The following is a 19,428-nucleotide window of genomic DNA, read 5'->3' as shown; positions in this document are numbered from 1 at the left end:
GCCCGGCCGTACGGCACCGCAGCCCTCAGCTGCATCGGCCGTCAGGTGTGCGGTTCCCGGCGGCCGTGGGGAGGACTCGGCGCAGTCAGGGCAGAGAGCGCCTCGTACCTCGTCTCCACTCTCCTGTGCGGGGAGAGCGGAAGTCTTTGCACGCACATTGTGGACTAGACCATTCTGCCCTGTCCATGCGTACGACGGAAAGAATCCGGCGGGTACGCTCACACACGTGCCCTCCATGAACGATCTCGTACGCCAGCACACCGCTCTGAGTGACACCGACCTCGAGTGGCTGCACCTGCTGGTCTCGGAGTGGCAGCTGCTCTCCGACCTCTCCTTCGCCGACCTGGTGCTGTGGGTGCCCACCCGCGACGGCACCCGCTATGTCTCCGTGGCGCAGATGCGGCCGAACACCGGGCCCACCTCCTACCAGGACGACATGGTCGGCCATCTCGTTCCACGCGGCCGGCGTCCGCTGCTCGACGCCGCGCTCGACGAGGGCCGGATCGTGCGCGAGGGCGACCCGGAGTGGCGCGAGGAGGTGCCGGTACGGGTCGAGTCCATCCCCGTACGCCGGGAGGGCCGAGTGCTCGGGGTCATCGCCCGCAACACCAATCTGCTCACCGTCCGTACGCCGTCGCGCCTCGAACTCACCTACCTCCAGTCGGCGTCCGACCTGGCCCAGATGATCGCCGCGGGCTCGTTCCCCTTCCCGGGCCAGCAGGTCGACATGGACGCATCCCCCCGGGTCGGGGACGGGATGATCCGCCTCGACGCGGACGGGGTGGTCCTGTACGCCAGCCCCAACGGACTCTCCGCCTACCACCGCCTCGGGCTCGCGTCCGACCTGGTGGGCCAGCACCTCGGCCAGCTGACCACCGACCTCGCGCCGTCCCGCGGCCCCGTCGACGAGGCCATGGTCAAACTGGCCAGCGGCTACGCACCGAGGGAGACCGAGGTCGAGGGGAACGACGGGGTGATCCAGCTCCGCGCCATCCCGCTCTCCCCGAAGGGCACCCGGATCGGCTCGTTGGTGCTGCTGCGGGACGTCACGGAACTGCGCCGCCGTGAACGCGAGTTGATCACCAAGGACGCCACCATCCGGGAGATCCACCACCGGGTGAAGAACAACCTCCAGACGGTGGCGGCCCTTCTGCGCCTCCAGGCCAGGCGGATGGACTCGGACCGCGGCAGGGAAGCGCTCAACGAGGCGGTGCGGCGCGTCGGTTCCATCGCGATCGTCCACGAGACGCTCTCGCAGAACCTGGACGAACGTGTCGAGTTCGACGAGATCGCCGACCGCGTCATCGCGATGGTGTCCGAGATCTCACCGGGCAAGGTCGACTGCCGCCGTACCGGCCGGTTCGGCATCCTGGACGCCGAGGTCGCCACCCCGCTCGCCATGGTGCTGACCGAAGTCCTGCAGAACGCGCTGGAGCACGCCTTCGGACCGGGCGAGCTGGGCACCGTCGAGGTCTCCGCCGTTCGGGGCGGGCTGCGCGAGGATGCCAGGCTGCTCATCACGGTGCAGGACGACGGCCGCGGACTGCCCGGCGGGTTCGACGCGAAGACGGCGGGAAACCTGGGGCTCCAGATCGTACGGACGCTGGTGGAGGGGGAGTTGGGCGGCTCGTTCGACATGGTCCCGGCTCCGGAGCGCGGCACCCATGTGGTGCTCGACATACCGGTCCCGGGCGACGCGTAGCTCCTTCCCCCAGCACACAGCAGTGAGCCCCGGACCGAAGTGGTCCGGGGCTCACCGTGTGCTGGGGAGAGGAACTCTCCCGGCGTTCTCTTACTGCGTGCGCATCGGGGGTACTGCGCGCTGCGTTTCGGGGGCGACGGTGGTGCGTACTCGCTGTACGCGCGCCGCCTGGCTCAAGCTCGTGAACAGGGTGGTCAGGCGGTCGCGTTACGCGCCCGGTTGCGAGCGGCACGGCGCTTCATCGCGCGGCGCTCGTCCTCGCTGAGGCCACCCCAGACGCCGGAGTCCTGGCCGGACTCAAGCGCCCACTGCAGGCACTGCTCCATGACGGGGCAGCGGCGGCAGACGGCCTTGGCTTCCTCGATCTGCAGCAGCGCGGGACCGGTGTTGCCGATGGGGAAGAACAGCTCCGGGTCTTCCTCACGACAAACGGCGTTGTGACGCCAGTCCATGGCTGCTACCTCTCTTAGGGTGTTACGTGCAGGTTGCTTGTGAATGTGAACGCTTTCACGAATCCCCCGACAAGTGAAGGGCCAGCTTCCAGATGACCTGGTTGCGGTCCTGTGGTGTTGAGGAGGGGTTCTGGCTTTCAGGGAGGCCGGTGTTGCGGGCCGTCCCGAGCGCCATGTAGAGATTCGCAAACCTCGGCGGCGGATACAACCCCTTCTGGAAAGTTTTTTTTGATTCCTCGGTGTCGGCTAGGTCACAGCCGTACTTCCATGGGGTGGATCCCAGCCCAAACGTTCGAGTTAAAGGACTTTGAGCTCTTCCACTCACACAATCACACGCAGTGCACGGCGTACGCCTGTGAACGTCACGCTGGTACGCAGTCCCAGGTGGTCGCCGTCCATCTGGAAGGGGAGCCGGACCTTGGAATGCAAGGAGAAGTCCGTCAGGTCGTGCAGCGAAACCGCGTGCTTTCCGTGGGGGCCCCGTTCGGGTGTCGAAGTGAGCAATTGAGTAGCGAAACGTGCCACATGAGCGGGTGACATTTTCGACAGTCCCAGCACATCGAGCGCGGTGTCGAAGGACGCCTCGGGGGAGGCGTACATCGGGCGATTGCCCAGGTAGGTATAGGGAGACGTGTTGCAGATTATGGACATCACGAGGTCCGTGACCGGGTCCTGGCCCGGGCGTTCCAGGGTGATCGCGCCATGCCTGCGGCTCGGCTCCTCCAGGAACTGGCGGACGACCTGACGCACATAGAGGGCGTGGGTGGACCGCTTTCCGCGTTCCCGCTGCTGTTCGACCCGGCCGACTACACCCGCGTCGAACCCGAGTCCGGCACAGAACGTGAACCAGCGCGAGGGCACCCCCTCGTCCGTGGTGCCCGGGGTGCCGGCCGCCAGGCCCAGGCCGACCGTCCGCTCGCGGCGCTCACGCAGCGCGTCCAGAAGTGCGCCGGTCGCCTCCACCGCGTCGTTGGGCAGGCCGAGCGCGCGGGCGAAGACATTGGTGGAGCCGCCGGGGACGACCGCCAGTCCGGGCAGCCCATCGGGGTCGGGCCCGTGGTGGAGGAGTCCGTTGACCACCTCGTTGACCGTGCCGTCGCCGCCGAGCGCGACGACGAGGTCGATGTCATCGCTCTCCGCGGCCCGTCTGCCGAGGTCGCGGGCGTGCCCCCGGTACTCGGTCGTGACGGCCTCCAGCTTCATCTCGCTGGCGAGCGCGTGGAGCAGTACGTCCCGTGTGCGGGCACTGGTGGTGGTTGCTGCCGGATTGACCACGAGGAGTGCGCGCATGACCAGAAGATTACCTACCGCTTGGAACCGGGCCCAGCCCCGGCCTCGATCCGGCCCCCGGGGTGCCCGCTACCCTGCAGGGGTGAGTACCGACCAGACCGCAGAGCAGCCCAGCGGCCCCCGCCCCACCCGTCTGACCGCCGCCGCGGCGCTGGCCGCGCTGGAAGGGGCGGCGCTGGCCGCCGGAGGGCTCTATGTCATCGGCCAGGGCGTGTTCGCCGACGGCGACAGCCCCGGGCAGTCCGCGCTGGCCGGCGTGACGCTGATCGTGCTCGCCCTCCTCCCGCTGATCGCGGCCCGTGGGCTGCTGGGCCGTCGCAGCTGGAGCCGGGGCCCCGCGATCGTCACCCAGATCATCGCGCTGCCCGTGGCATGGACGCTGCTCTCCGCGCAGGGCGTACTGATTCCGGCGGGAGCGGTGCTCGCGGTGGTGGCCCTGGCCGCGCTCGTCCTGCTGGTGAACCCGACGACGGCCAAGGCGCTGGGGATCAGGGGCGCGCGGGGGGCCTGAGCGTCGCGCGCGCCAGCCGTGGCCCCCCGCGTCCGCTGTGTCTACTCCTCGACCAGCAGGCGCTCCCGCAGCTGCGCCAGTGTCCTGGCCAGCAGCCGCGAGACGTGCATCTGCGAGATCCCCACTTCCTGGGCGATCTGCGACTGCGTCATGTTCCCGAAGAACCGGAGCAGCAGAATCCGCTTCTCTCGCGGGGGCAGATCCTCCAGCAGCGGCTTGAGCGACTCGCGGTACTCGACGCCTTCGAGCGCCTCGTCCTCCGAGCCCAGGGTGTCCGCCACCGCGGGCGACTCGTCGTCCGTGTCGGGCACGTCCAGCGAGAGGGTCGAGTAGGCGTTCGCGGATTCCAGACCCTCCAGGACCTCTTCCTCCGAGATGCCCAGCCGCTCCGCCAGCTCATGGACCGTGGGCGCCCGGCCGTGCTGCTGGGAGAGCTCCGCGGTGGCTGTGGTCAGCGAAAGCCGCAGCTCCTGGAGGCGGCGCGGCACCCGGACCGCCCAGCCCTTGTCGCGGAAGTGCCGCTTGATCTCTCCGACCACCGTCGGCGTCGCGTACGTGGAGAACTCCACCCCGCGGTCCGGGTCGAACCGGTCCACCGACTTGATCAGACCGATCGTGGCGACCTGGGTCAGATCGTCCAGCGGCTCTCCGCGGTTACGGAAGCGGCGGGCCAGATGTTCGACCAGCGGCAGATGCATCCGCACCAGCCTGTTGCGCAGTTCGGCCTTGGCGGGCGAACCGTCCGGGAGCTCGCGCAGCTCGATGAAGAGCGCCCGCGCCCCGCTGCGGTCCCGCGGGTTGTGCTGCTCGTGGTGCTCGTGATGCTCGCTCATGAGGCCCGCCTGATCCGCCGACTCCAAAAGGCCTTCCACCGGATGCGGCCGGGCCTGTTGCTCCGGGATGTCCCCCGTGCCCAGCGGTCCCGTGCCCGGCGCCCGCGCGCCGCGCTCGTCGTCCCGCACCGGTCCGTCCCCGTTCACGCCGGTCCAGGTCCAGCGCCGCGCTGTTTGTACAGACTGATGCTGACCGTACGGTCGTCGGCCACCGTCGACTCGACCTTGCCCGCCAGTGCCGAGAGCACCGTCCAGGCGAAGGTGTCGCGCTCCGGTGCGCGGCCGTCCGTGGTGGGCGCGGACACCGTCACTTCGAGGGAGTCCTCGACGAGACGGAACACGCAGCTCAGTACGGAGCCCGGCACGGCCTGCTGAAGCAGGATCGCGCAGGCCTCGTCGACCGCGATGCGCAGATCCTCGATCTCGTCGAGGGTGAAGTCCAAGCGTGCCGCGAGGCCGGCCGTGGCCGTACGCAGCACAGACAGGTAGGCACCCGCAGCGGGCAGCCGGACTTCCACGAAGTCCTGGGTCCCGGGCTCGCCTGCGATCTGGGACACCCTCACCTCCAAGGTGGCACAAGCTCGTTCATGGTCGGGGAAATTCTGCTCCCGCAACCGTGCGTGACATGGTCGCTTCCTGACGCCGTGACGCTATCGCGATCCAAGGTTCCCTGTCGCCAGGACCCCCACCCCACGACTGTCACTCATGGTAAGCCCATGAGTACATACGGTCGCCAGGGGTGTGCACATCCGATTGTGGCGCTGTGATTCTCCGGAATGTCCGGCGGCTCCGCGGGGTTCCCGGGATGCTTCGGCCAACTGGAAAGACGCAGCGAACGGTTGACGTACCCAGAGCTCAGACGATCGAACCGTCGACAAAGCACCACCGCCAGCTCTCTCCCGGCTCGAAACTCCGCATCACCGCGTGCCCGGTCTCCTTGAAGTGCCCGGTGGCGTGCTGGTACGGGGACGAGTCGCAGCAGCCCACGTGCCCGCACACCAGGCACAGGCGCAGCTGTACGGGATGGCTCCCGATGGCCAGGCACTCGGGACAGGTGTCACTCAACGGGACCGGCCGGGGGCGCGGCAGTTCTGCAACATGCTGGCACTCGCTCATGATTGCCAGGTTACGACGGACCAGGACCGAGGGCGGGGAGACCCCATGGACGCATTGCCGCTGGTGGCACTGGTGGCGGGCAGCGCGGCGGTGGCGGGTGTCGCACGCCGGACACCGGTGGCGGCGCCGCTGCTGCTGGTCGCGGTCGGGCTGGGTGTCGCGTATCTGCCGGGGGTGCCCGAGTACACGCTGGATCCCGGGATCGTCCTTCCGCTGGTGCTGCCGCCGCTGCTCCACACGGCGGCCGTCGACTCCTCGTACCTGGATCTGCGGGCCAATCTGCGGCCCGTCGCGCTGCTCTCGGTCGGCTATGTGCTCTTCGCGACCGTCGCGGTGGGCTGGCTCGCCTATCTGATCGTGCCGGATCTCCCGCTCACCGCGGCCCTGGTGCTCGGTGCGGTGATCGCGCCGCCCGACGCGGTGGCGGCCACAGCCATCGCCCGGCGCCTCGGACTGCCCTCCCGGCTGACGACGGTCCTGCAGGGCGAATCACTCGTCAACGACGCGACCGCGATCACCGCCTACAAGGTGGCGCTGGCGGCCGCGGTCGGCGCCGGGGTCTCCTGGGCGGACGGGCTCGGCGAATTCGCGCTGGCGTCGGTCGGCGGAATCGGGGTCGGCCTGGTCCTGATGGTGCCGCTGCACTGGCTGCGTACGCATCTCAAGGAGGCGCTGCTGCAGAACACCCTCTCGCTGCTCATTCCCTTCGTCGCCTATGCGGCGGCGGAGCGGGTGCACGCTTCGGGGGTGCTCGCCGTGGTGGTCGTCGCGCTCTATCTGGGACACCGTTCCTGGCAGGTCGACTTCGCCACCCGGCTCCAGGAGGAGGCCGTTTGGAAAATGGTCTCCTTCATTCTGGAATCGACGGTCTTCGCGCTGATCGGGCTGCAATTGCCCGTTGTTCTCCGGGGGCTTGGCACTTACGGCGGAGGGGAAGCCGCCTGGTATGCGGCCGCCGTTTTCGTGGTGGTCGTGGTGGTGCGCTTCGTCTGGGTCTTTCCCGCCACGTTCCTGCCACGCGTGATCTCCAGCAGGATCCGGGAACGCGAACCCGATACGGACTGGACCGCGCCGGTCGTCGTCGGCTGGGCCGGAATGCGCGGCGTGGTCTCGCTCGCCATTGCCTTCTCGATCCCGCTGACCGCGCACGGCGCACCGTTCCCGGCCCGGAACCTGGTGCTCTTCCTGACCTTTACGACGGTGATCGCGACCCTGGTCGTCCAGGGGCTCTCGCTGCCGCCGCTGATCCGGTTGCTGAGAATCCCGGGCCGTGACACGCACGCCGAGACGCTCGCCGAGGCCCAGGCGCAGAACGAGGCGTCGCAGGCGGCCGAGGACCTGCTGAACTCGATGCTCGCCGACGAGGACAACGAACTCCCGGAACCGCTCGCCGACCGGTTGCGCACCGTGATGGCGCGGCGCAGGAACGCGGTCTGGGAGCGGCTCGGCACGGTGAACGAGCACACCGGCGAGAGCGCCGACGACACCTACCGGAGGCTCGCACGGGCGATGATCGGCGCCGAGCGCGAGGTTTTCGTGGAGCTGCGCGACCGGCGGAGCATCGACGACGAGCTTCTCAGGACGCTGCTGCGCAGGCTCGATCTGGAGGAGGCGGCCGCCTACCGCGAGGAGGAGGCGGGCTGACCTGTGATGACGGCGGCGACCCTGGTGCCCGGCGGGAAGGCGCCTTCGGCGGCCAGCTCCACCAGTCCGTACAGCATCTTCGCGACGTAGACCCGCTCGACGGGGAGACCGTGCAGCTGCTCGAACCCGGCCGCGAAGGCTTCGAGTTCCGGTGCGCTGCGGGCGTACCCGCCGAAGTGGAAGCGGTCGTCGAGCCGCCAGTCGCCGGTCCTGGCTCCGAAGGAGGTCTGCTGGAGCGCCGCGACCTCGCCGGCCAGGAAGCCGCCCTTCAGGACGGGGAAGCCGATGGCGCGCTGGTCCGCCGTGAGGCCGGCCGCCAGCCCCGCGAGCGTGCCGCCGGTGCCGACCGCCACCGCGACGGTGTCGGCGAGCCCGTGCAGTTCCCGGCCGAGCGCGCCGCAGCCGTGCACGGCCGCGGTGTTGCTGCCGCCCTCGGGCACCACGTACATCCCCGTCGTGTCGAGACCGGCCGGGACCGCCTTGGCGCGGTAGGCAGCGCGGTCCACGAAGTACAGCCGCATACCGTCGGCCGCGCACCGGGCGAGGGAGGGGTTGAGCGGGCGGTGGGCCAGCTCGTCCCCGCGTACGACGCCGACGGTCGGGAAGCCGAGCAGCCGGCCCGCGGCGGCGGTGGCCCGCAGATGGTTGGAGTACGCGCCACCGAACGTCAGCACGGTCCGTCCGGTGGCTGCCGCCAGATTGGGCGCGAGTTTCCGCCATTTGTTGCCCGGCAGATCCGGGTGGATCAGGTCGTCGCGTTTGAGCAGCAGCTGTACGCCGCGCCGGGCGAAGCGCTCGTCGTCGAGCGGCTCCAGCGGCGACGGCAGTAGCGGTCGCAGCGACCGCAGCGGTGGCTGCCGGTCGGGGCCCGGGAATTCGGGAGGCATGGGCCCATTGTCCGCCCCGGGGGTCCGGCGGGCGGCGGCGGTCCGGCCGTCAGCTCGCGGCGAGCCAGAGGTCCGGGCCGAACACCTCGTAGTGGATGTCGGCGGCCCGTACGCCGCCGGCCAGCAGCTGGGTCCGTACGGAGCGCATGAAGGGCAGCGGCCCGCAGAGGTACGCACGGGTCCCCGGCGCGAGGGGCAGGCCGCTCAGATCGACCAGGCCCGTGCGGTCGGCCGGGTGGTCGGCGCCGGGGTGCTCGTACCAGAAGTGCGCGGCGGCATCCGGCAGCTTCTCGGTGAGGAGGGCATGTTCGTCGCGCAGTGCGTGGTCCGCGGGGGTGCGGTCGCCGTGCACGACGGTGACGGGGGCGGGGTGACCGGTGTCCGCGAGGTGTTCCAGCATCGCCAGTATCGGAGTGCAGCCGATTCCGGCCGACGCGAGCATGAGCGGGGCGTCCGCCGCGTCCGGGCCGATGACGAGATCGCCGTACGGGAGCGAGACCCGGAGCCGGGCACCGGTCCGCACGTGTGTGTGGAGGTGGTGCGAGACCTCGCCGTCCGGGGAAGCGCCGTGGCTGTACGGGGAAGGGCCTCCGCTCACGCGCTTCACGGTGATCGAGTGGAGCTGTCCACCGGGGGCGCCGGAGAGGCTGTACTGCCGGATCTGGCGGGCCCCGTCGGGGAGCTCGACCTGGACGGAGACGTACTGGCCCGGCCGGAAGTCCGGGGCGGGCGAGCCGTCGGCCGGGCGGAGCCGGAAGGTGGCCGTGTCGGCGGTCTCCTCGGTCCTGGACACCACGTCCCACTCGCGCCAGACGTCACCCGCGATGGCCTCGCGCTCCGTGTAGAGCCGGGCCTCCAGGGCGATCAGGGCGTTGGCCATCAGCCAGTAGACCTCGTCCCAGGCGGCGGCGACCTCCGGGGTGACCGCGTCGCCCAGCACCTCGGCGATGGCGGCGAAGAGATGGGTGTGCACGACGCCGTACTGGGCGGATGTGATCCCGAGTGAGGCGTGCTTGTGGGCGATACGGCCGAGCATGACGTCGGGGCGGGTGTCAGGGTGCTCCACCAGCTGGGTGGCGAAGGCGGCGATGGAGCCGGCGAGTGCCTGCCGCTGGGCGCCTGATGCCTGGTTGCCGCGGTTGAAGAGGTCGCGCAGCAGCTCCGGGTGGACGTCGAACAGCTTGCGGTAGAAGAGGTCGGCGATGTCCCCGATGGCCGCGCCGACGGCGGGGAGGGTGGCTCGGACGGTGGCGGTCGACGGCTCGCTGAGCATCGGTGACTCCTGGTTCCTGCGCTCGGTCTGGCTCTTGAATTGGTATGTGAGATGCGTATTTTTGGCCGTGAGTGGCCGTGAGTGGCCGTGAGTGGCGGGCCGGTGGGTGTTGCCAGGGGCCTGTGGACTGCCGCCAGCGGGGTTGGCGCGGCGCGGGGTGGGTCAGCCGTCGTCGGGGCGGCTGCCGATGCCGATCAGCAGCGGCCCGGTCGGGGGGGCGACCAGGTCGGCGACGGTGAGCGGGTCAAGCGACGCGTAGAACGCCTCCTGTGCCCGGCTCAGGGCCCTGCGCAGCAGGCAGGCCGACCGGAGCGGGCACGGGGCGGCGCCCTCGCACTCCATGACGTCGCCTGACCCTTCGAGCTCGCGGACCAGCCCGCCGATGGAGGCGGAGCGGCCTGCTCCGGTGAGGCTGAGGCCGCCGCCGCGGCCCCGGCGCGCCTCGACCAGGCCGAGATGCTGGAGACGGGCGACGATCTTCGCGGCGTGGCTGTACGGCACGCTCATGGCTGCCGCGACCTCCCGGGTCGTCGGCGCCTCGCCTTCCTCCGTGACGGCGAGGCGCATCAGTACGCGCAGTGCCACATCGGTGAATCTCGTCAGCCGCATGGGCGTCACGGTAGGTAACTTGCATAAAGGATGCAAGTTATGACCGTTCTGGACAACGAATGACAACGTGCCCCGCTCAAAGCCCTATTAGTCACACTCTTTTGTGTAATGGCGCGCCGCAGGTCTCCGCTGAAAGGCTCTTCAAGTACGTCAGTCGAAGATCGAAGGGGCGTCAGATGTCCGTTGGTGAAGAGGTTCGCGACACGCAGGCACCGCCGCAGCAGAGTCTGGGCACGGCAGCTGCGCGGAACCTCGCAACGACCACCAAGTCCGCACCGCAGATGCAGGAGATCACCTCACGGTGGCTGCTGAAGATGCTCCCGTGGGTACAAGTGCAGGGTGGTACGTACCGGGTGAACCGGCGGCTGAGCTACTCGGTCGGTGACGGCCGCGTGACGTTTGTGCAGACTGGCGACCGCGTCCAGGTCATCCCGGCCGAGCTCGGTGAGCTGCCCGCCCTGCGGGACTACGCGGACGAGGCGGCCCTGGCCGAGCTGGCGCAGCGCTGCACTCAGCGGGAGTTCGCGGCGGGCGATGTGCTGGCCTCCGCGGGCGACAGGGCGGACCGGGTGTTCCTGCTGGCACACGGCCGGGTCCAGAAGGTAGGCACAGGGCCCTACGGGGACGAGACCGTCCTCGGTTCGCTGGCCGACGGGTCGTACTTCGGCGACCATGCGCTGCTGGACGAGGGCGCCACCTGGGACTACACGGCCCGCGCCGACACCGCGTGCGTCGTACTTGAGCTGACCAGGGCGGACGTGCTGAACCTCGCGGAGCGCGCCGACTCGCTGCGCGAGCATCTCGCGGGGGTGACCTCGCTGCCCGCGCAGCGCACCAACAGCTACGGCGAAGCGGCGATCGACCTTTCGGCGGGACACGTCGGTGAGGCGCACGTCCCCCACACGTACGTCGACTACGAGGGGGCGCCCCGCGAGTACGAACTGAGCGTCGCCCAGACCGTGCTGAAGGTCCACAGCAGGGTCGCCGACCTCTACAACCAGCCGATGAACCAGACCGAGCACCAGTTGCGGCTCACCGTCGAGGCGCTGCGGGAGCGCCAGGAGCACGAGCTGGTCAACAACCGCGAGTTCGGCCTGCTCAACAACTGCGACTACGGCCAGCGGCTCCAGCCGCACGACGGTGTGCCCAGCCCGGACGACATGGACGAACTCCTCTCGCGCCGACGCGGATCGAAGCTCTTCCTCGCCCACCCGAAGGCCATCGCCGCGTTCGGCCGCGAGTGCAACAAGCGCGGCCTCGTACCGGAGAGCGTCGACATGGGGGGCCACCATGTGCCCGCCTGGCGCGGGGTGCCGATCTTCCCGTGCAACAAGATCCCGGTCAGCGACGCCCGCACCACGTCGATCATCTGCATGAGGACCGGCGAGTCCGAGCAGGGCGTCATCGGGCTCCAGCAGAGCGGCATCCCCGACGAGATCGAGCCGAGCCTGTCGGTCCGCTTCATGGGTATCGACGAGAAGGCGATCATCTCCTACCTGGTGACGGCCTACTACTCAGCGGCCGTGCTGGTGCCCGACGCCCTGGGGGTGCTGGAGAACGTCGAAGTCAGCCGCTGGCGGTGAGGCGACGCCCCGGACCGGCCGGCTCCGACGGTGCTCGGGCCGCCGCGGGGACCGGTGCGTCCGGGGCATCCGTGGCGACCGAGCCGTACGCACGCCGCAGAGGAAGGGACCATGACCACGACCAGAACGGACGCCGCGACCGAGGGACATGAGGCCGCAGCGCTCCTTGAACGCACCCGCACCGTCGTCGACCCGGAACTCCGCTCCGCGCTGGAGTCCCTGCCCGGCCCGATGCGGAACATCGGGATGTACCACTTCGGCTGGGAACAGTCGGACGGCTCGCCGGCCACGGGGCAGGCGGGCAAGGCGATCAGACCCGCGCTCGTCCTCGCCGCCGTCCAGGCGCTGAACGGCGACATCCGGCAGGCGGTACCGGCGGCCACCGCCGTGGAGCTGGTGCACAACTTCACCCTGCTGCACGACGACGTCATCGACCGGGACGCCACCCGGAGGCACCGGGCGACGGCCTGGACCGTCTTCGGCATACCCGACGCGGTCATAGCGGGGGACGCGATGCAGGCACTGGCCGTGCGGCTGCTCGCGGAGGACCCGCACCCCGCGGCGAAGGCGGCCACGGGGCGGCTCACGGCCTGCGTCATCGAGCTCTGCGCGGGGCAGCAGGCGGACTGTGCCTTCGAGGCCCGTTCGGAGGTCACGCTGGACGAATGCCTGATCATGGCTGAGGCCAAGACCGGGGCGCTCCTCGGCTGCGCCTGTGCGATGGGTGCGCTCTACGCGGGCGCCGGGCCCGAAGCGGCGGCGGCGATGGACGCGTTCGGCCGGGAGGCCGGGCTGGCCTTTCAGCTGATCGACGACCTGATCGGCATCTGGGGCGAGCCGTCCCACACCGGCAAGCCGGCCGGTGCGGATCTCGCCGCCCACAAGAAGTCGCTGCCGGTGGTGGCCGCGCTGAACTCGGGCACCGGGGCGGCGGCGGAGCTGGCGGAGCTGTACGGCGGCCCGCTCGACGCGGACGGCATCAGGCGGGCCGCCGACGCGGTCGACCGGGCCGGCGGCCGGGACTGGGCACAGGTCGAGGCGGCCGACCGGATGGCCAGAGCCGTGGGTCACCTCTCCCGCGCGGTTCCCGACCTCGCGGCGGCGGGAGGCCTGCTCTCCCTCGCGGAGTATGTGACGCGGCGCAGCCGCTGAGCTGTACCGCTGTACCGCTGTACCGCCCATGGTCGGGTCCGGCCAACTCTAGGATCACGTCTGCGAGTTATCGATGGCTCATCCGTCCATCGAGCAAGCGAGCAAACGAGCAAGCGAGCAAGCAGTAGCGAGCGAGCGACGTGATCGGCGAGAGAAGAGGGACCGGACCATGGGCGTGGCGATACAACAGGCGGGCGAGGCCGACCGCGAGGTGCTCGTACGACTTCTTGATGAGTCCTTCATGCGGGACCCGGTGAGCAACTGGGTGTTCCCCGACGAGGCGCACCGCAGGGCCGTGCACGGCAAGTTCCTCGGGGTCTTCATCGACGTGGCCCTCGCCGAGGGCCGGGTAGACCTCGCCGAGGACCACACGGCGATGGCCCTCTGGCTCGACATTCCCGCCGGCGTGCCGGAGGAGGAGGACGACACGCCCGCCCGGATGCGGGAGGTCGCCGACCCGGAGAACGAACGCGCCGAACTGGTGGGGCGGTTGACGGGCGAGCTCCATCCGCACGACCGGGCGCACGCCTACCTGCTGATGATCGGTGTGACACCGGAGCGGCAGGGCGAGGGCCTGGGCACCGCGCTGATGGCCCCCGTACTGGAGCGCTGCGACCGGGAAGGGGTTCCGGCGTACCTGGAGGCGAGCAGCGCGCGCAGTCGCGCGCTGTACGAGCGGCTCGGGTTCGTGTTCATGGGCACCGCGGTTCAGCTGCCCGACGGTCCGCAGATGTGGCCGATGTGGCGCGAGCCGCGCGGCTGATCCGCGACCGGGCCGTACGCCGGGGGAGGGGCGCCTCACCCGTTCGGTGGTCCGGCCGGTCACTCGTACGTGCCGTCGTATGTGCCCTCGTACGTGCGCTCGCCGGGTGGCGCGGGCGGACACGAACGGGACCTTTCGGGCCGTCAGGAAAGGGATGCCAGGCCCGAAGTGCACCAGGAACCAGTAATTCCGGACTTGATCACTCTTGGTGACGCCGGGCTGGTGGCGGCGCTACAGTCGCGCTCATGACACCACAGTCATGGGCCGGCTGGTACCGGGACAGCCATGGATCAGATGCCCTAGTGATCAGTGCCGTTGAGCGTCAACTCCGCACCCGGATCAGGGGAGTCGACTACGCCGGAGCTTCGTTCGACTCGTTCAGGCCGGTGGGCGACGTACCGGAGGGGGTCGAGCCGTTGAGCGACTGCGTCCTGGAGTGGGACATGCCGCTCCCGGTCGTGGCCGGTGACAGCACGGCCCAGCCGGCCACGCTGAGCTGCCTGCTCGCCCTGCGCCGCCCGGCCACCGATCTCGGCGTCACACTGCACTACGGCGGCACGAGTTACGTATCGGGCAACGACCAGGGCGACTTCGGCGCCGCGGTCGCCCTGATCCAGGAGCAACTTCCGCCCGGTTCCACCCTCCAGGCGCCCTTCTCGGCAGCCGTCTAGTCCGATGGCGGCGGGGGTGTAATCGGACCCCGCCGGCTCCCGTCAGTTCCGGTAAGCGGTCCCTCATCGGACCGGCACTCATGATCGCGTGCCGGTCCGATGAGGGACCGCTGCTCTCTGCGTCGTCGGCCTGCGCTCTCCCCGCCTCGTTCCCTTCCCTTCCCCTTTCCCTTCCTCTTCCCCTTTTCCTTGACGCCCCGCGCGCATATTGTTCTACTTGGATGCAAACAATAGGGGGAATGATGGAGCGCTCCACATGGCCGCGGGTTCCGGGCGATGCCCGAGGGGTTCCGGCGGCACCCGGCCGCATCCGGCGCGCGACAGTTGCCGGGCTGCCCTTCCTGCTTGCCTACGCCGTCGATCTGGCGGTCTTCCTCCAGCTTCGGGACCGGTTGCCGCACCGCCTGGCCAGCCACTTCGGGAGCGGCGGGAGGCCCAACGACACGGCGGGACAACTGGAATACGTACTCGTCACCACCGGTCTCCTGGTCGGCCTCGGGGTGATCTGGATGCTGATCGCCCGCGGGGTGCGGAGCCTGCTCGTCACGGGCTGGGCGCTCGCCGGCTTCATCGGCGCGCTGATGGCCGCGATCCTGTACGCCAACCTCCGCACTCCGGTGGACTTCCCGTTCTGGCGGTTCGCCACCGCCGTCGGGGTGGCGGTCCTGGCGGGCGGGGCGGGCTGGTGGCTGGCCCGTTTCGTACCGTCCGTGCTGCCGCCGCCGGCCGAGGGGCCCGTCGAGCGGATCGACCTCGCGGCCGGCGAGACCGCCGGCTGGGCGCGCCACGCGGGCGCCCGTCCGCTGCTGGCGCTCGCGGTGGCCGTCGTCGTCACCGGAGTCGTCGTGCTGACCGTCTCCGGTTGGCAGGCCGCCGTGGCCCCTGTCGTGGTCGGCCTGGTGCTGATGGCCTTCGCCAGGCCGTACGTCACCGTGGACCGCAGGGGCCTGACCATCTCCACCGGCCGCCTGCCCTGGCCGCGTATCCGGATACCGCTGGACCAGGTCGAGCAGGCGACCAGCCGCGATATCGACGCCCTGAAGGACTTCGGCGGCTGGGGCTACCGGTTCCGCGCGGGCAGCTCCGGACTCATCCTCCGCTCGGGGGAGGCCATCGTGGTCCGGCGCAGGAGCGGCCGCGACTTCGTCGTCACCATCGACGGCTCGTCCGACGGCGCCGCACTGCTCAACACCCTGGCCGAGCGGCGGGAGAACCGCTGATGCTCTTCCGGATCGACCCGTCGTCCGCGATTCCGCTCGGGGACCAGATCGCCGCGTGCGTCCGGGGCGCCGTCGCGGACGGCCGGGTGGACGCGGGCGAGCGGCTGCCCGCCGCCCGCGTCCTCGCCGACTCGCTCGGGGTCAACGTCCATACGGTGCTGCGCGGTTACCAGCGGCTGCGCGAGGAGGGCCTGATCGAACTGCGCCGGGGGAGGGGTGCGGTGGTCGTCGGCGGGCCCACGCAGGCGCGGGCGCGACTGCTCGTACGGGTAAGGGAATTCGCCGCCGAGGCAAGGGAGCTGGGTCTCACGGACGAGGCCGTGCTGGCACTCGTACGCGAGGCTCTCTGAGGCCGCGCGGCGGCGACCGCCCCCACTGCGGAGCCGCCCACCCACTGCCGTCTGCCCATTCCGCACAGTCTGTCCTGCCCCGACCGGGTCCCGTACCAGGTCCAGCGCTTACCGTCTTTCTACGAACGGCGAATGTTCAACCACCTTGTACGGACCGTACGTACGGCCACCGTACGGTCACTTTGCACGGCTGCCCGATACCCGACGGGCAGCCCGGAACGGAGCAGCCATGAGTACCCCGAGCGATCCGGCCACCCCGGAGGCCGCCACGGCACTCTCGTCCGACACCGTCGCCGAGACCCGGCAGGACCGTTTGCAGCGGGGGATGGGGATGCTCGACCGCGTCGTCGGCGAGGGCGGCCGGCAGGTCATCGACTCCCTGGCCGACATCTCACCCGACCTGGGGCATCACATCGCCGCCTGGGCTTTCGGCGACATCTACAGCAGGCCCCAGTTGGCGCTGCGTGACCGGCAGTTGGTCACCCTGGGCATGCTCACCGCCCTCGGCGGCTGCGAACCGCAGCTCGACGTCCACATCAACGCCGCGCTCAACGTCGGCCTCAGCCCGGAGGAGATCGTCGAGGCGCTGCTGCACTCCGCGGTCTACTGCGGGATGCCCAAGGCGCTCAACGCCACCGCCGTGGCGAAGAAGGTCTTCGCCGAACACGGCCTGCTCACCGAACCGGAGAAGCCCGGCGGGCCGGCGCACAGCGTTCCGGAACAGCGTCTCCCCGGGCAGGGTTTCGCCGGGCAGGCCGGTCCCGGGAGCGCATAGCGTTGGCCCATGACCGAACTGCTGCACATCACCGAGCGCTCCCTGTGGGAGGCGGCCCGCGCGGTCGGCGCGTACGAGATGTCGACCCGCGGCCGCACCCTCCAGGAGGAGGGCTTCATCCACTGCTCGACGCGCGGCCAGCTCGTCGCGGTCGCCGACTTCCTCTACGGGACCGGAGCAGGGGCCGGGAGCGGGAGCGGGACGGGGAGCGGCGGCCACGGTGAGCTGGTCGTGCTCGTCATCGACAGCGACCTGCTCTCCGTACCGCTGCGCTACGAGGTGCCCGCGCCCGGCGCCGACGCCTTCCCGCACATCTACGGGCCGCTCCCGGTGGAGGCGGTGACCAAGGTCGTTCCCTGGCAGGACGGTTACGCACTCGACTGGTCGGACGGGACCTGGCTCAACCCGCCCGCGCACACCGCGACGGACGGCGCGGAGCTGGTGGTGACCACCCGCGACAGGACCGACTTCTGGCGTACGACCAGCTACGGCTTCGTCCGTGACGACGGGCACGCGCTGCTGACGGAACTGAGTGCGGGATCGGCGGTCGAGGTGACCTTTGTGGCCGATTTCGACACGCTCTACGACCAGGCGGGCGTCCTGGTCCGCACCGACGAGGAGAACTGGATCAAGGCGGGCGTCGAGATGACGGACGGCACACCGCAGGTCGGCGCGGTGGCCACCCGCGGTGTGTCGGACTGGTCCATGGCGCCGGCCCCGGAGTGGGCGGGCCGGCCGGTCACGGTCCGGGCCAGCCGCTCGGGGGACGCGGTGACGGTGCGGGCGCGCGCCGAGGGCGAGCCGTGGCGCATGATCCGCCTGACGCCGCTCGACCCCGCAGCGGAGGCGTCGGCGGGCCCGTACTGCTGCTCCCCGCAGCGGGCGGGGCTGCGGGTCACCTTCACCCGGTTCGCGGTCGGCCCGGCCGACCGGCAACTCCACGGCTGACGGGCGGCTCCGAGGCTGACGGGGAGCTTCACGGCTGATCGGCGGCTTCACCGCTGACGGGCGACGACGAGACCGCTATCGGCGCGTGCGGCCGTACGGAGAGGCTGACGCCCGCGGCGGTCAGACAGACCGCCCCGCACCCCGCGAAGAACACCCCTGCGCCCCAGGCGGCGGCGACCAGACCGGCGAGCGGATACAGCAGCGGGCTGAGCCCCACGGTGCACAGGCTCGTCAGCGAGGAGACCCGGCCCAGATAGCGGACCTCGGTGCGTTCCTGGAGCAGCGCGTTGCTCACCACCATGGCTGCACCGCTCCCCGCCCCGAGCAGCGCGCCCGCCGCCACGGCCGGGCCGGGCCCCGGCGCCCGGCCCACAGCGGCGACCTGTACGGCGGTGAGGAGCAGCGCGCAGAACAGCACGGCGCGTGCGTACGGGACGCGACGCACGGCGGTCAGCAGAAGGCCGGACGCGGCGCCGCCGACGGAGAAGGCGGTGAGGATCCAGCCGAGCGCGCCCGCGCCCCAGCCGCGCTCGGCGGTGAGCAGCAGCAGCCCGGTCCCGACCGGCCCGCTGAAGCACAGCTCGCCGAGGCCGATGACGAGCACCAGCCTGCCGAGGTGCGGGTTCTCCCGCAGATAGCGCAGACCGGCCCGGAAGTCCTGCCGGGCGGTCGTGCGACCGGGCCCGTCCCGGGCGTCCGGCACCGGGCGTACCCGTACGGCGATGAGCAGCACCAGCGATCCGCAGAAGAGCAGCCCCGACGCCCCGAAGGCACCGGCCGCACCGCCGGCGGCCAGCACCAGGGCGCTGGCCATCGGCCCCACGGCGTTGCTGAACCGGATGGACAGGGTGCGCATGCCCTGCACCCGGGCGAGCTGGTCCGGGCCTGTGAGCTGCGGTGGAAGCGTCCCTACAGCGGGCATGAACAGCGCGTCCACGGTGCCGAAGACGACCGCCAGGACGTAGAGCAGCCAGAGCTGGGCGCCCGCGAGCCAGGTGAACGCGGCGGCGGTGAGGATCACCACGCACCGCACCAGATCGCTGCCGACGACGACGCGGCGCGCCCCGAACCGGTCGGCGACGACACCGCCGCCGAGCATCAGCAGGGCCCGGGGCACGGCCCCGGCGGCCAGCACCGCACCGGCCTGGGCGGGGCCCGCGGTACGGGTGGCGGCCCAGGTCAGCCCGAGGAAGTAGGTCACGTCACCGGTCACGGAGGCGGTGTAGGCGCCCAGCCAGCGCAGGACGTCGGCGTCCCGGTGGGCGGCGGTCATCAGCGGTCGAGCAGCGGGAACGGGTGCGGGTCTGTGCGCGGCTACATCGCCGACCAGTTGGACATCACGGACGAGGTGGCCTCCGCGCTGCGCCGGAACTTGCTGGAGCCTGCCTCAGCAGCCGGACCCCGGCCGTAGGGCGACGCGCGGGACCGGCCCGGCCCGGGGCAGCAGGGGGCGGGGCGATGAACAGCGGACGAGGTGCGGCAGGCGAAGGGGCCGGTGGAGGCAACTCTCCCGCAGATCAGGGCAGGCGGCTCTGCGGACCGTGGCCGACGCCCTGTGTTCCGGTTCCGACGGAGCCCTGGTACTGGTGCCAACCCTGGTGGGGACGGCCGGGGTCGGCAAGACGGCGCCGGCCCTGCGCGCCGGCGGT

Annotated in this window: 20 protein-coding genes and 1 pseudogene; 12 read left to right on the top strand and 9 right to left on the bottom strand. The window is 70.7% G+C overall.

Annotated features, from left to right (window positions below):
* Positions 1-235 precede the first annotated feature (235 nt).
* Positions 236-1,702, top strand: a complete 1,467-nt coding sequence (locus tag OG452_RS10305) for a histidine kinase N-terminal domain-containing protein (protein WP_327299581.1) — start codon at positions 236-238, stop codon at positions 1,700-1,702.
* Between the two features lie 194 nt (positions 1,703-1,896).
* On the opposite strand, the gene OG452_RS10300 is transcribed toward OG452_RS10305, so the two are convergent.
* Both OG452_RS10300 and OG452_RS10295 read right to left on the bottom strand, forming a co-directional pair.
* On the bottom strand, positions 1,897-2,154 hold the full coding sequence (locus tag OG452_RS10300; protein WP_004937597.1) for a WhiB family transcriptional regulator: 258 nt from the start codon (positions 2,152-2,154) through the stop codon (positions 1,897-1,899).
* Between the two features lie 321 nt (positions 2,155-2,475).
* Positions 2,476-3,444, bottom strand: a complete 969-nt coding sequence (locus tag OG452_RS10295; RefSeq protein WP_327295310.1) for a diacylglycerol/lipid kinase family protein — start codon at positions 3,442-3,444, stop codon at positions 2,476-2,478.
* A gap of 82 nt (positions 3,445-3,526) precedes the next feature.
* On the opposite strand from OG452_RS10295, the gene OG452_RS10290 reads away from it, so the two are divergent.
* Entirely contained in the window at positions 3,527-3,955 is a 429-nt protein-coding gene (locus tag OG452_RS10290; RefSeq protein ID WP_327295309.1) for a hypothetical protein, read from the top strand.
* Positions 3,956-3,996: 41 nt separating this feature from the next.
* Here the strand turns inward: OG452_RS10290 and OG452_RS10285 are convergent, their stop codons facing one another.
* The 3 genes from OG452_RS10285 to OG452_RS10275 form a co-directional block, all read right to left on the bottom strand.
* Positions 3,997-4,917 (bottom strand): RNA polymerase sigma factor SigF, encoded by a 921-nt coding sequence (locus OG452_RS10285; RefSeq protein WP_327299580.1) that lies wholly within the window; start codon positions 4,915-4,917, stop codon positions 3,997-3,999.
* Positions 4,918-4,931: 14 nt separating this feature from the next.
* The gene (locus OG452_RS10280; RefSeq protein ID WP_327295308.1) at positions 4,932-5,345 is read right to left on the bottom strand and encodes an anti-sigma regulatory factor; all 414 of its coding nucleotides are present in this window, start codon (positions 5,343-5,345) and stop codon (positions 4,932-4,934) included.
* 298 nt (positions 5,346-5,643) lie between these two features.
* Positions 5,644-5,904: a UBP-type zinc finger domain-containing protein gene (locus tag OG452_RS10275; protein WP_327295307.1), complete on the bottom strand. Its 261-nt coding sequence runs from the start codon at positions 5,902-5,904 to the stop codon at positions 5,644-5,646.
* A gap of 45 nt (positions 5,905-5,949) precedes the next feature.
* Here OG452_RS10275 and OG452_RS10270 point away from each other — a divergent pair, with 45 nt between their 5' ends.
* Positions 5,950-7,548 (top strand): Na+/H+ antiporter, encoded by a 1,599-nt coding sequence (locus OG452_RS10270; RefSeq protein ID WP_327295306.1) that lies wholly within the window; start codon positions 5,950-5,952, stop codon positions 7,546-7,548.
* Here OG452_RS10270 and OG452_RS10265 read toward each other — a convergent pair.
* The 3 genes from OG452_RS10265 to OG452_RS10255 all read right to left on the bottom strand — a co-directional run bounded on the left by OG452_RS10265 (position 7,524) and on the right by OG452_RS10255 (position 10,317).
* Complete coding sequence (locus OG452_RS10265; RefSeq protein ID WP_327295305.1) at positions 7,524-8,435, bottom strand: 1-aminocyclopropane-1-carboxylate deaminase/D-cysteine desulfhydrase; 912 nt, start codon at positions 8,433-8,435, stop codon at positions 7,524-7,526. The genes OG452_RS10270 and OG452_RS10265 overlap by 25 nt on opposite strands.
* 49 nt (positions 8,436-8,484) lie before the next feature.
* On the bottom strand, positions 8,485-9,708 hold the full coding sequence (locus OG452_RS10260; protein ID WP_327295304.1) for a globin domain-containing protein: 1,224 nt from the start codon (positions 9,706-9,708) through the stop codon (positions 8,485-8,487).
* A 162-nt stretch (positions 9,709-9,870) separates the two neighbouring features.
* Positions 9,871-10,317 carry an RrF2 family transcriptional regulator gene (locus tag OG452_RS10255; protein WP_327295303.1) on the bottom strand — a complete coding sequence of 149 codons (447 nt, stop codon included), beginning with the start codon at positions 10,315-10,317 and terminating at the stop codon, positions 9,871-9,873.
* 176 nt (positions 10,318-10,493) lie between these two features.
* Between OG452_RS10255 and OG452_RS10250 the strand changes: the two genes are divergently transcribed.
* The 9 genes and pseudogenes from OG452_RS10250 to OG452_RS10210 all read left to right on the top strand — a co-directional run bounded on the left by OG452_RS10250 (position 10,494) and on the right by OG452_RS10210 (position 17,779).
* Positions 10,494-11,900, top strand: coding sequence for a family 2B encapsulin nanocompartment shell protein (locus OG452_RS10250; RefSeq protein ID WP_327295302.1), 1,407 nt, complete (start codon positions 10,494-10,496; stop codon positions 11,898-11,900).
* Positions 11,901-12,011: 111 nt separating this feature from the next.
* On the top strand, positions 12,012-13,052 hold the full coding sequence (locus OG452_RS10245) for a family 2 encapsulin nanocompartment cargo protein polyprenyl transferase (protein ID WP_327295301.1): 1,041 nt from the start codon (positions 12,012-12,014) through the stop codon (positions 13,050-13,052).
* Positions 13,053-13,221: 169 nt separating this feature from the next.
* A complete protein-coding gene (locus tag OG452_RS10240) occupies positions 13,222-13,815 on the top strand; it encodes a GNAT family N-acetyltransferase (protein ID WP_327295300.1) in 594 nt (197 codons plus the stop codon).
* Positions 13,816-14,060: 245 nt separating this feature from the next.
* Complete coding sequence (locus tag OG452_RS10235) at positions 14,061-14,486, top strand: DUF6304 family protein (RefSeq protein WP_327295299.1); 426 nt, start codon at positions 14,061-14,063, stop codon at positions 14,484-14,486.
* Positions 14,487-14,725: 239 nt separating this feature from the next.
* Complete coding sequence (locus OG452_RS10230; RefSeq protein ID WP_327295298.1) at positions 14,726-15,706, top strand: DUF1648 domain-containing protein; 981 nt, start codon at positions 14,726-14,728, stop codon at positions 15,704-15,706.
* A complete protein-coding gene (locus OG452_RS10225) occupies positions 15,706-16,056 on the top strand; it encodes a GntR family transcriptional regulator (RefSeq protein ID WP_327295297.1) in 351 nt (116 codons plus the stop codon). Before OG452_RS10230 ends, OG452_RS10225 begins: the two co-directional genes overlap by 1 nt.
* Before the next feature lie 325 nt (positions 16,057-16,381).
* Positions 16,382-16,831 (top strand): carboxymuconolactone decarboxylase family protein, encoded by a 450-nt coding sequence (locus OG452_RS10220; protein WP_327299579.1) that lies wholly within the window; start codon positions 16,382-16,384, stop codon positions 16,829-16,831.
* Positions 16,832-16,840: 9 nt separating this feature from the next.
* Positions 16,841-17,194: pseudogene (locus OG452_RS10215) on the top strand (DUF952 domain-containing protein); the annotation flags it as partial.
* Complete coding sequence (locus OG452_RS10210) at positions 17,171-17,779, top strand: DUF1349 domain-containing protein (RefSeq protein ID WP_327299578.1); 609 nt, start codon at positions 17,171-17,173, stop codon at positions 17,777-17,779. The pseudogene OG452_RS10215 and the gene OG452_RS10210, both read left to right, overlap by 24 nt.
* A gap of 28 nt (positions 17,780-17,807) precedes the next feature.
* On the opposite strand, the gene OG452_RS10205 is transcribed toward OG452_RS10210, so the two are convergent.
* Entirely contained in the window at positions 17,808-19,052 is a 1,245-nt protein-coding gene (locus OG452_RS10205) for an MFS transporter (RefSeq protein ID WP_327295296.1), read from the bottom strand.
* Positions 19,053-19,428 lie beyond the last annotated feature (376 nt).

This window comes from Streptomyces sp. NBC_01197 (genome assembly GCF_036010505.1).
GTDB lineage: Bacteria > Actinomycetota > Actinomycetes > Streptomycetales > Streptomycetaceae > Streptomyces.
Note: the sequence above shows the minus strand (reverse complement) of the source record. Positions and strands in the feature narration are given on the sequence as shown.

What these genes read in the sequence shown, in the direction of transcription:
- OG452_RS10305 (WP_327299581.1), top strand. Translation starts at nt 236, where the DNA reads ATGAACGATCTCGTACGCCAGCACACCGCTCTGAGTGACACCGACCTC.
- OG452_RS10300 (WP_004937597.1), bottom strand. Translation starts at nt 2,154, where the DNA reads ATGGACTGGCGTCACAACGCCGTTTGTCGTGAGGAAGACCCGGAGCTG.
- OG452_RS10295 (WP_327295310.1), bottom strand. Translation starts at nt 3,444, where the DNA reads ATGCGCGCACTCCTCGTGGTCAATCCGGCAGCAACCACCACCAGTGCC.
- OG452_RS10275 (WP_327295307.1), bottom strand. Translation starts at nt 5,904, where the DNA reads ATGAGCGAGTGCCAGCATGTTGCAGAACTGCCGCGCCCCCGGCCGGTC.
- OG452_RS10270 (WP_327295306.1), top strand. Translation starts at nt 5,950, where the DNA reads ATGGACGCATTGCCGCTGGTGGCACTGGTGGCGGGCAGCGCGGCGGTG.
- OG452_RS10265 (WP_327295305.1), bottom strand. Translation starts at nt 8,435, where the DNA reads ATGCCTCCCGAATTCCCGGGCCCCGACCGGCAGCCACCGCTGCGGTCG.
- OG452_RS10260 (WP_327295304.1), bottom strand. Translation starts at nt 9,708, where the DNA reads ATGCTCAGCGAGCCGTCGACCGCCACCGTCCGAGCCACCCTCCCCGCC.
- OG452_RS10255 (WP_327295303.1), bottom strand. Translation starts at nt 10,317, where the DNA reads ATGCGGCTGACGAGATTCACCGATGTGGCACTGCGCGTACTGATGCGC.
- OG452_RS10250 (WP_327295302.1), top strand. Translation starts at nt 10,494, where the DNA reads ATGTCCGTTGGTGAAGAGGTTCGCGACACGCAGGCACCGCCGCAGCAG.
- OG452_RS10245 (WP_327295301.1), top strand. Translation starts at nt 12,012, where the DNA reads ATGACCACGACCAGAACGGACGCCGCGACCGAGGGACATGAGGCCGCA.
- OG452_RS10240 (WP_327295300.1), top strand. Translation starts at nt 13,222, where the DNA reads ATGGGCGTGGCGATACAACAGGCGGGCGAGGCCGACCGCGAGGTGCTC.
- OG452_RS10235 (WP_327295299.1), top strand. Translation starts at nt 14,061, where the DNA reads ATGACACCACAGTCATGGGCCGGCTGGTACCGGGACAGCCATGGATCA.
- OG452_RS10230 (WP_327295298.1), top strand. Translation starts at nt 14,726, where the DNA reads ATGATGGAGCGCTCCACATGGCCGCGGGTTCCGGGCGATGCCCGAGGG.
- OG452_RS10225 (WP_327295297.1), top strand. Translation starts at nt 15,706, where the DNA reads ATGCTCTTCCGGATCGACCCGTCGTCCGCGATTCCGCTCGGGGACCAG.
- OG452_RS10220 (WP_327299579.1), top strand. Translation starts at nt 16,382, where the DNA reads ATGGGGATGCTCGACCGCGTCGTCGGCGAGGGCGGCCGGCAGGTCATC.
- OG452_RS10205 (WP_327295296.1), bottom strand. Translation starts at nt 19,052, where the DNA reads ATGACCGCCGCCCACCGGGACGCCGACGTCCTGCGCTGGCTGGGCGCC.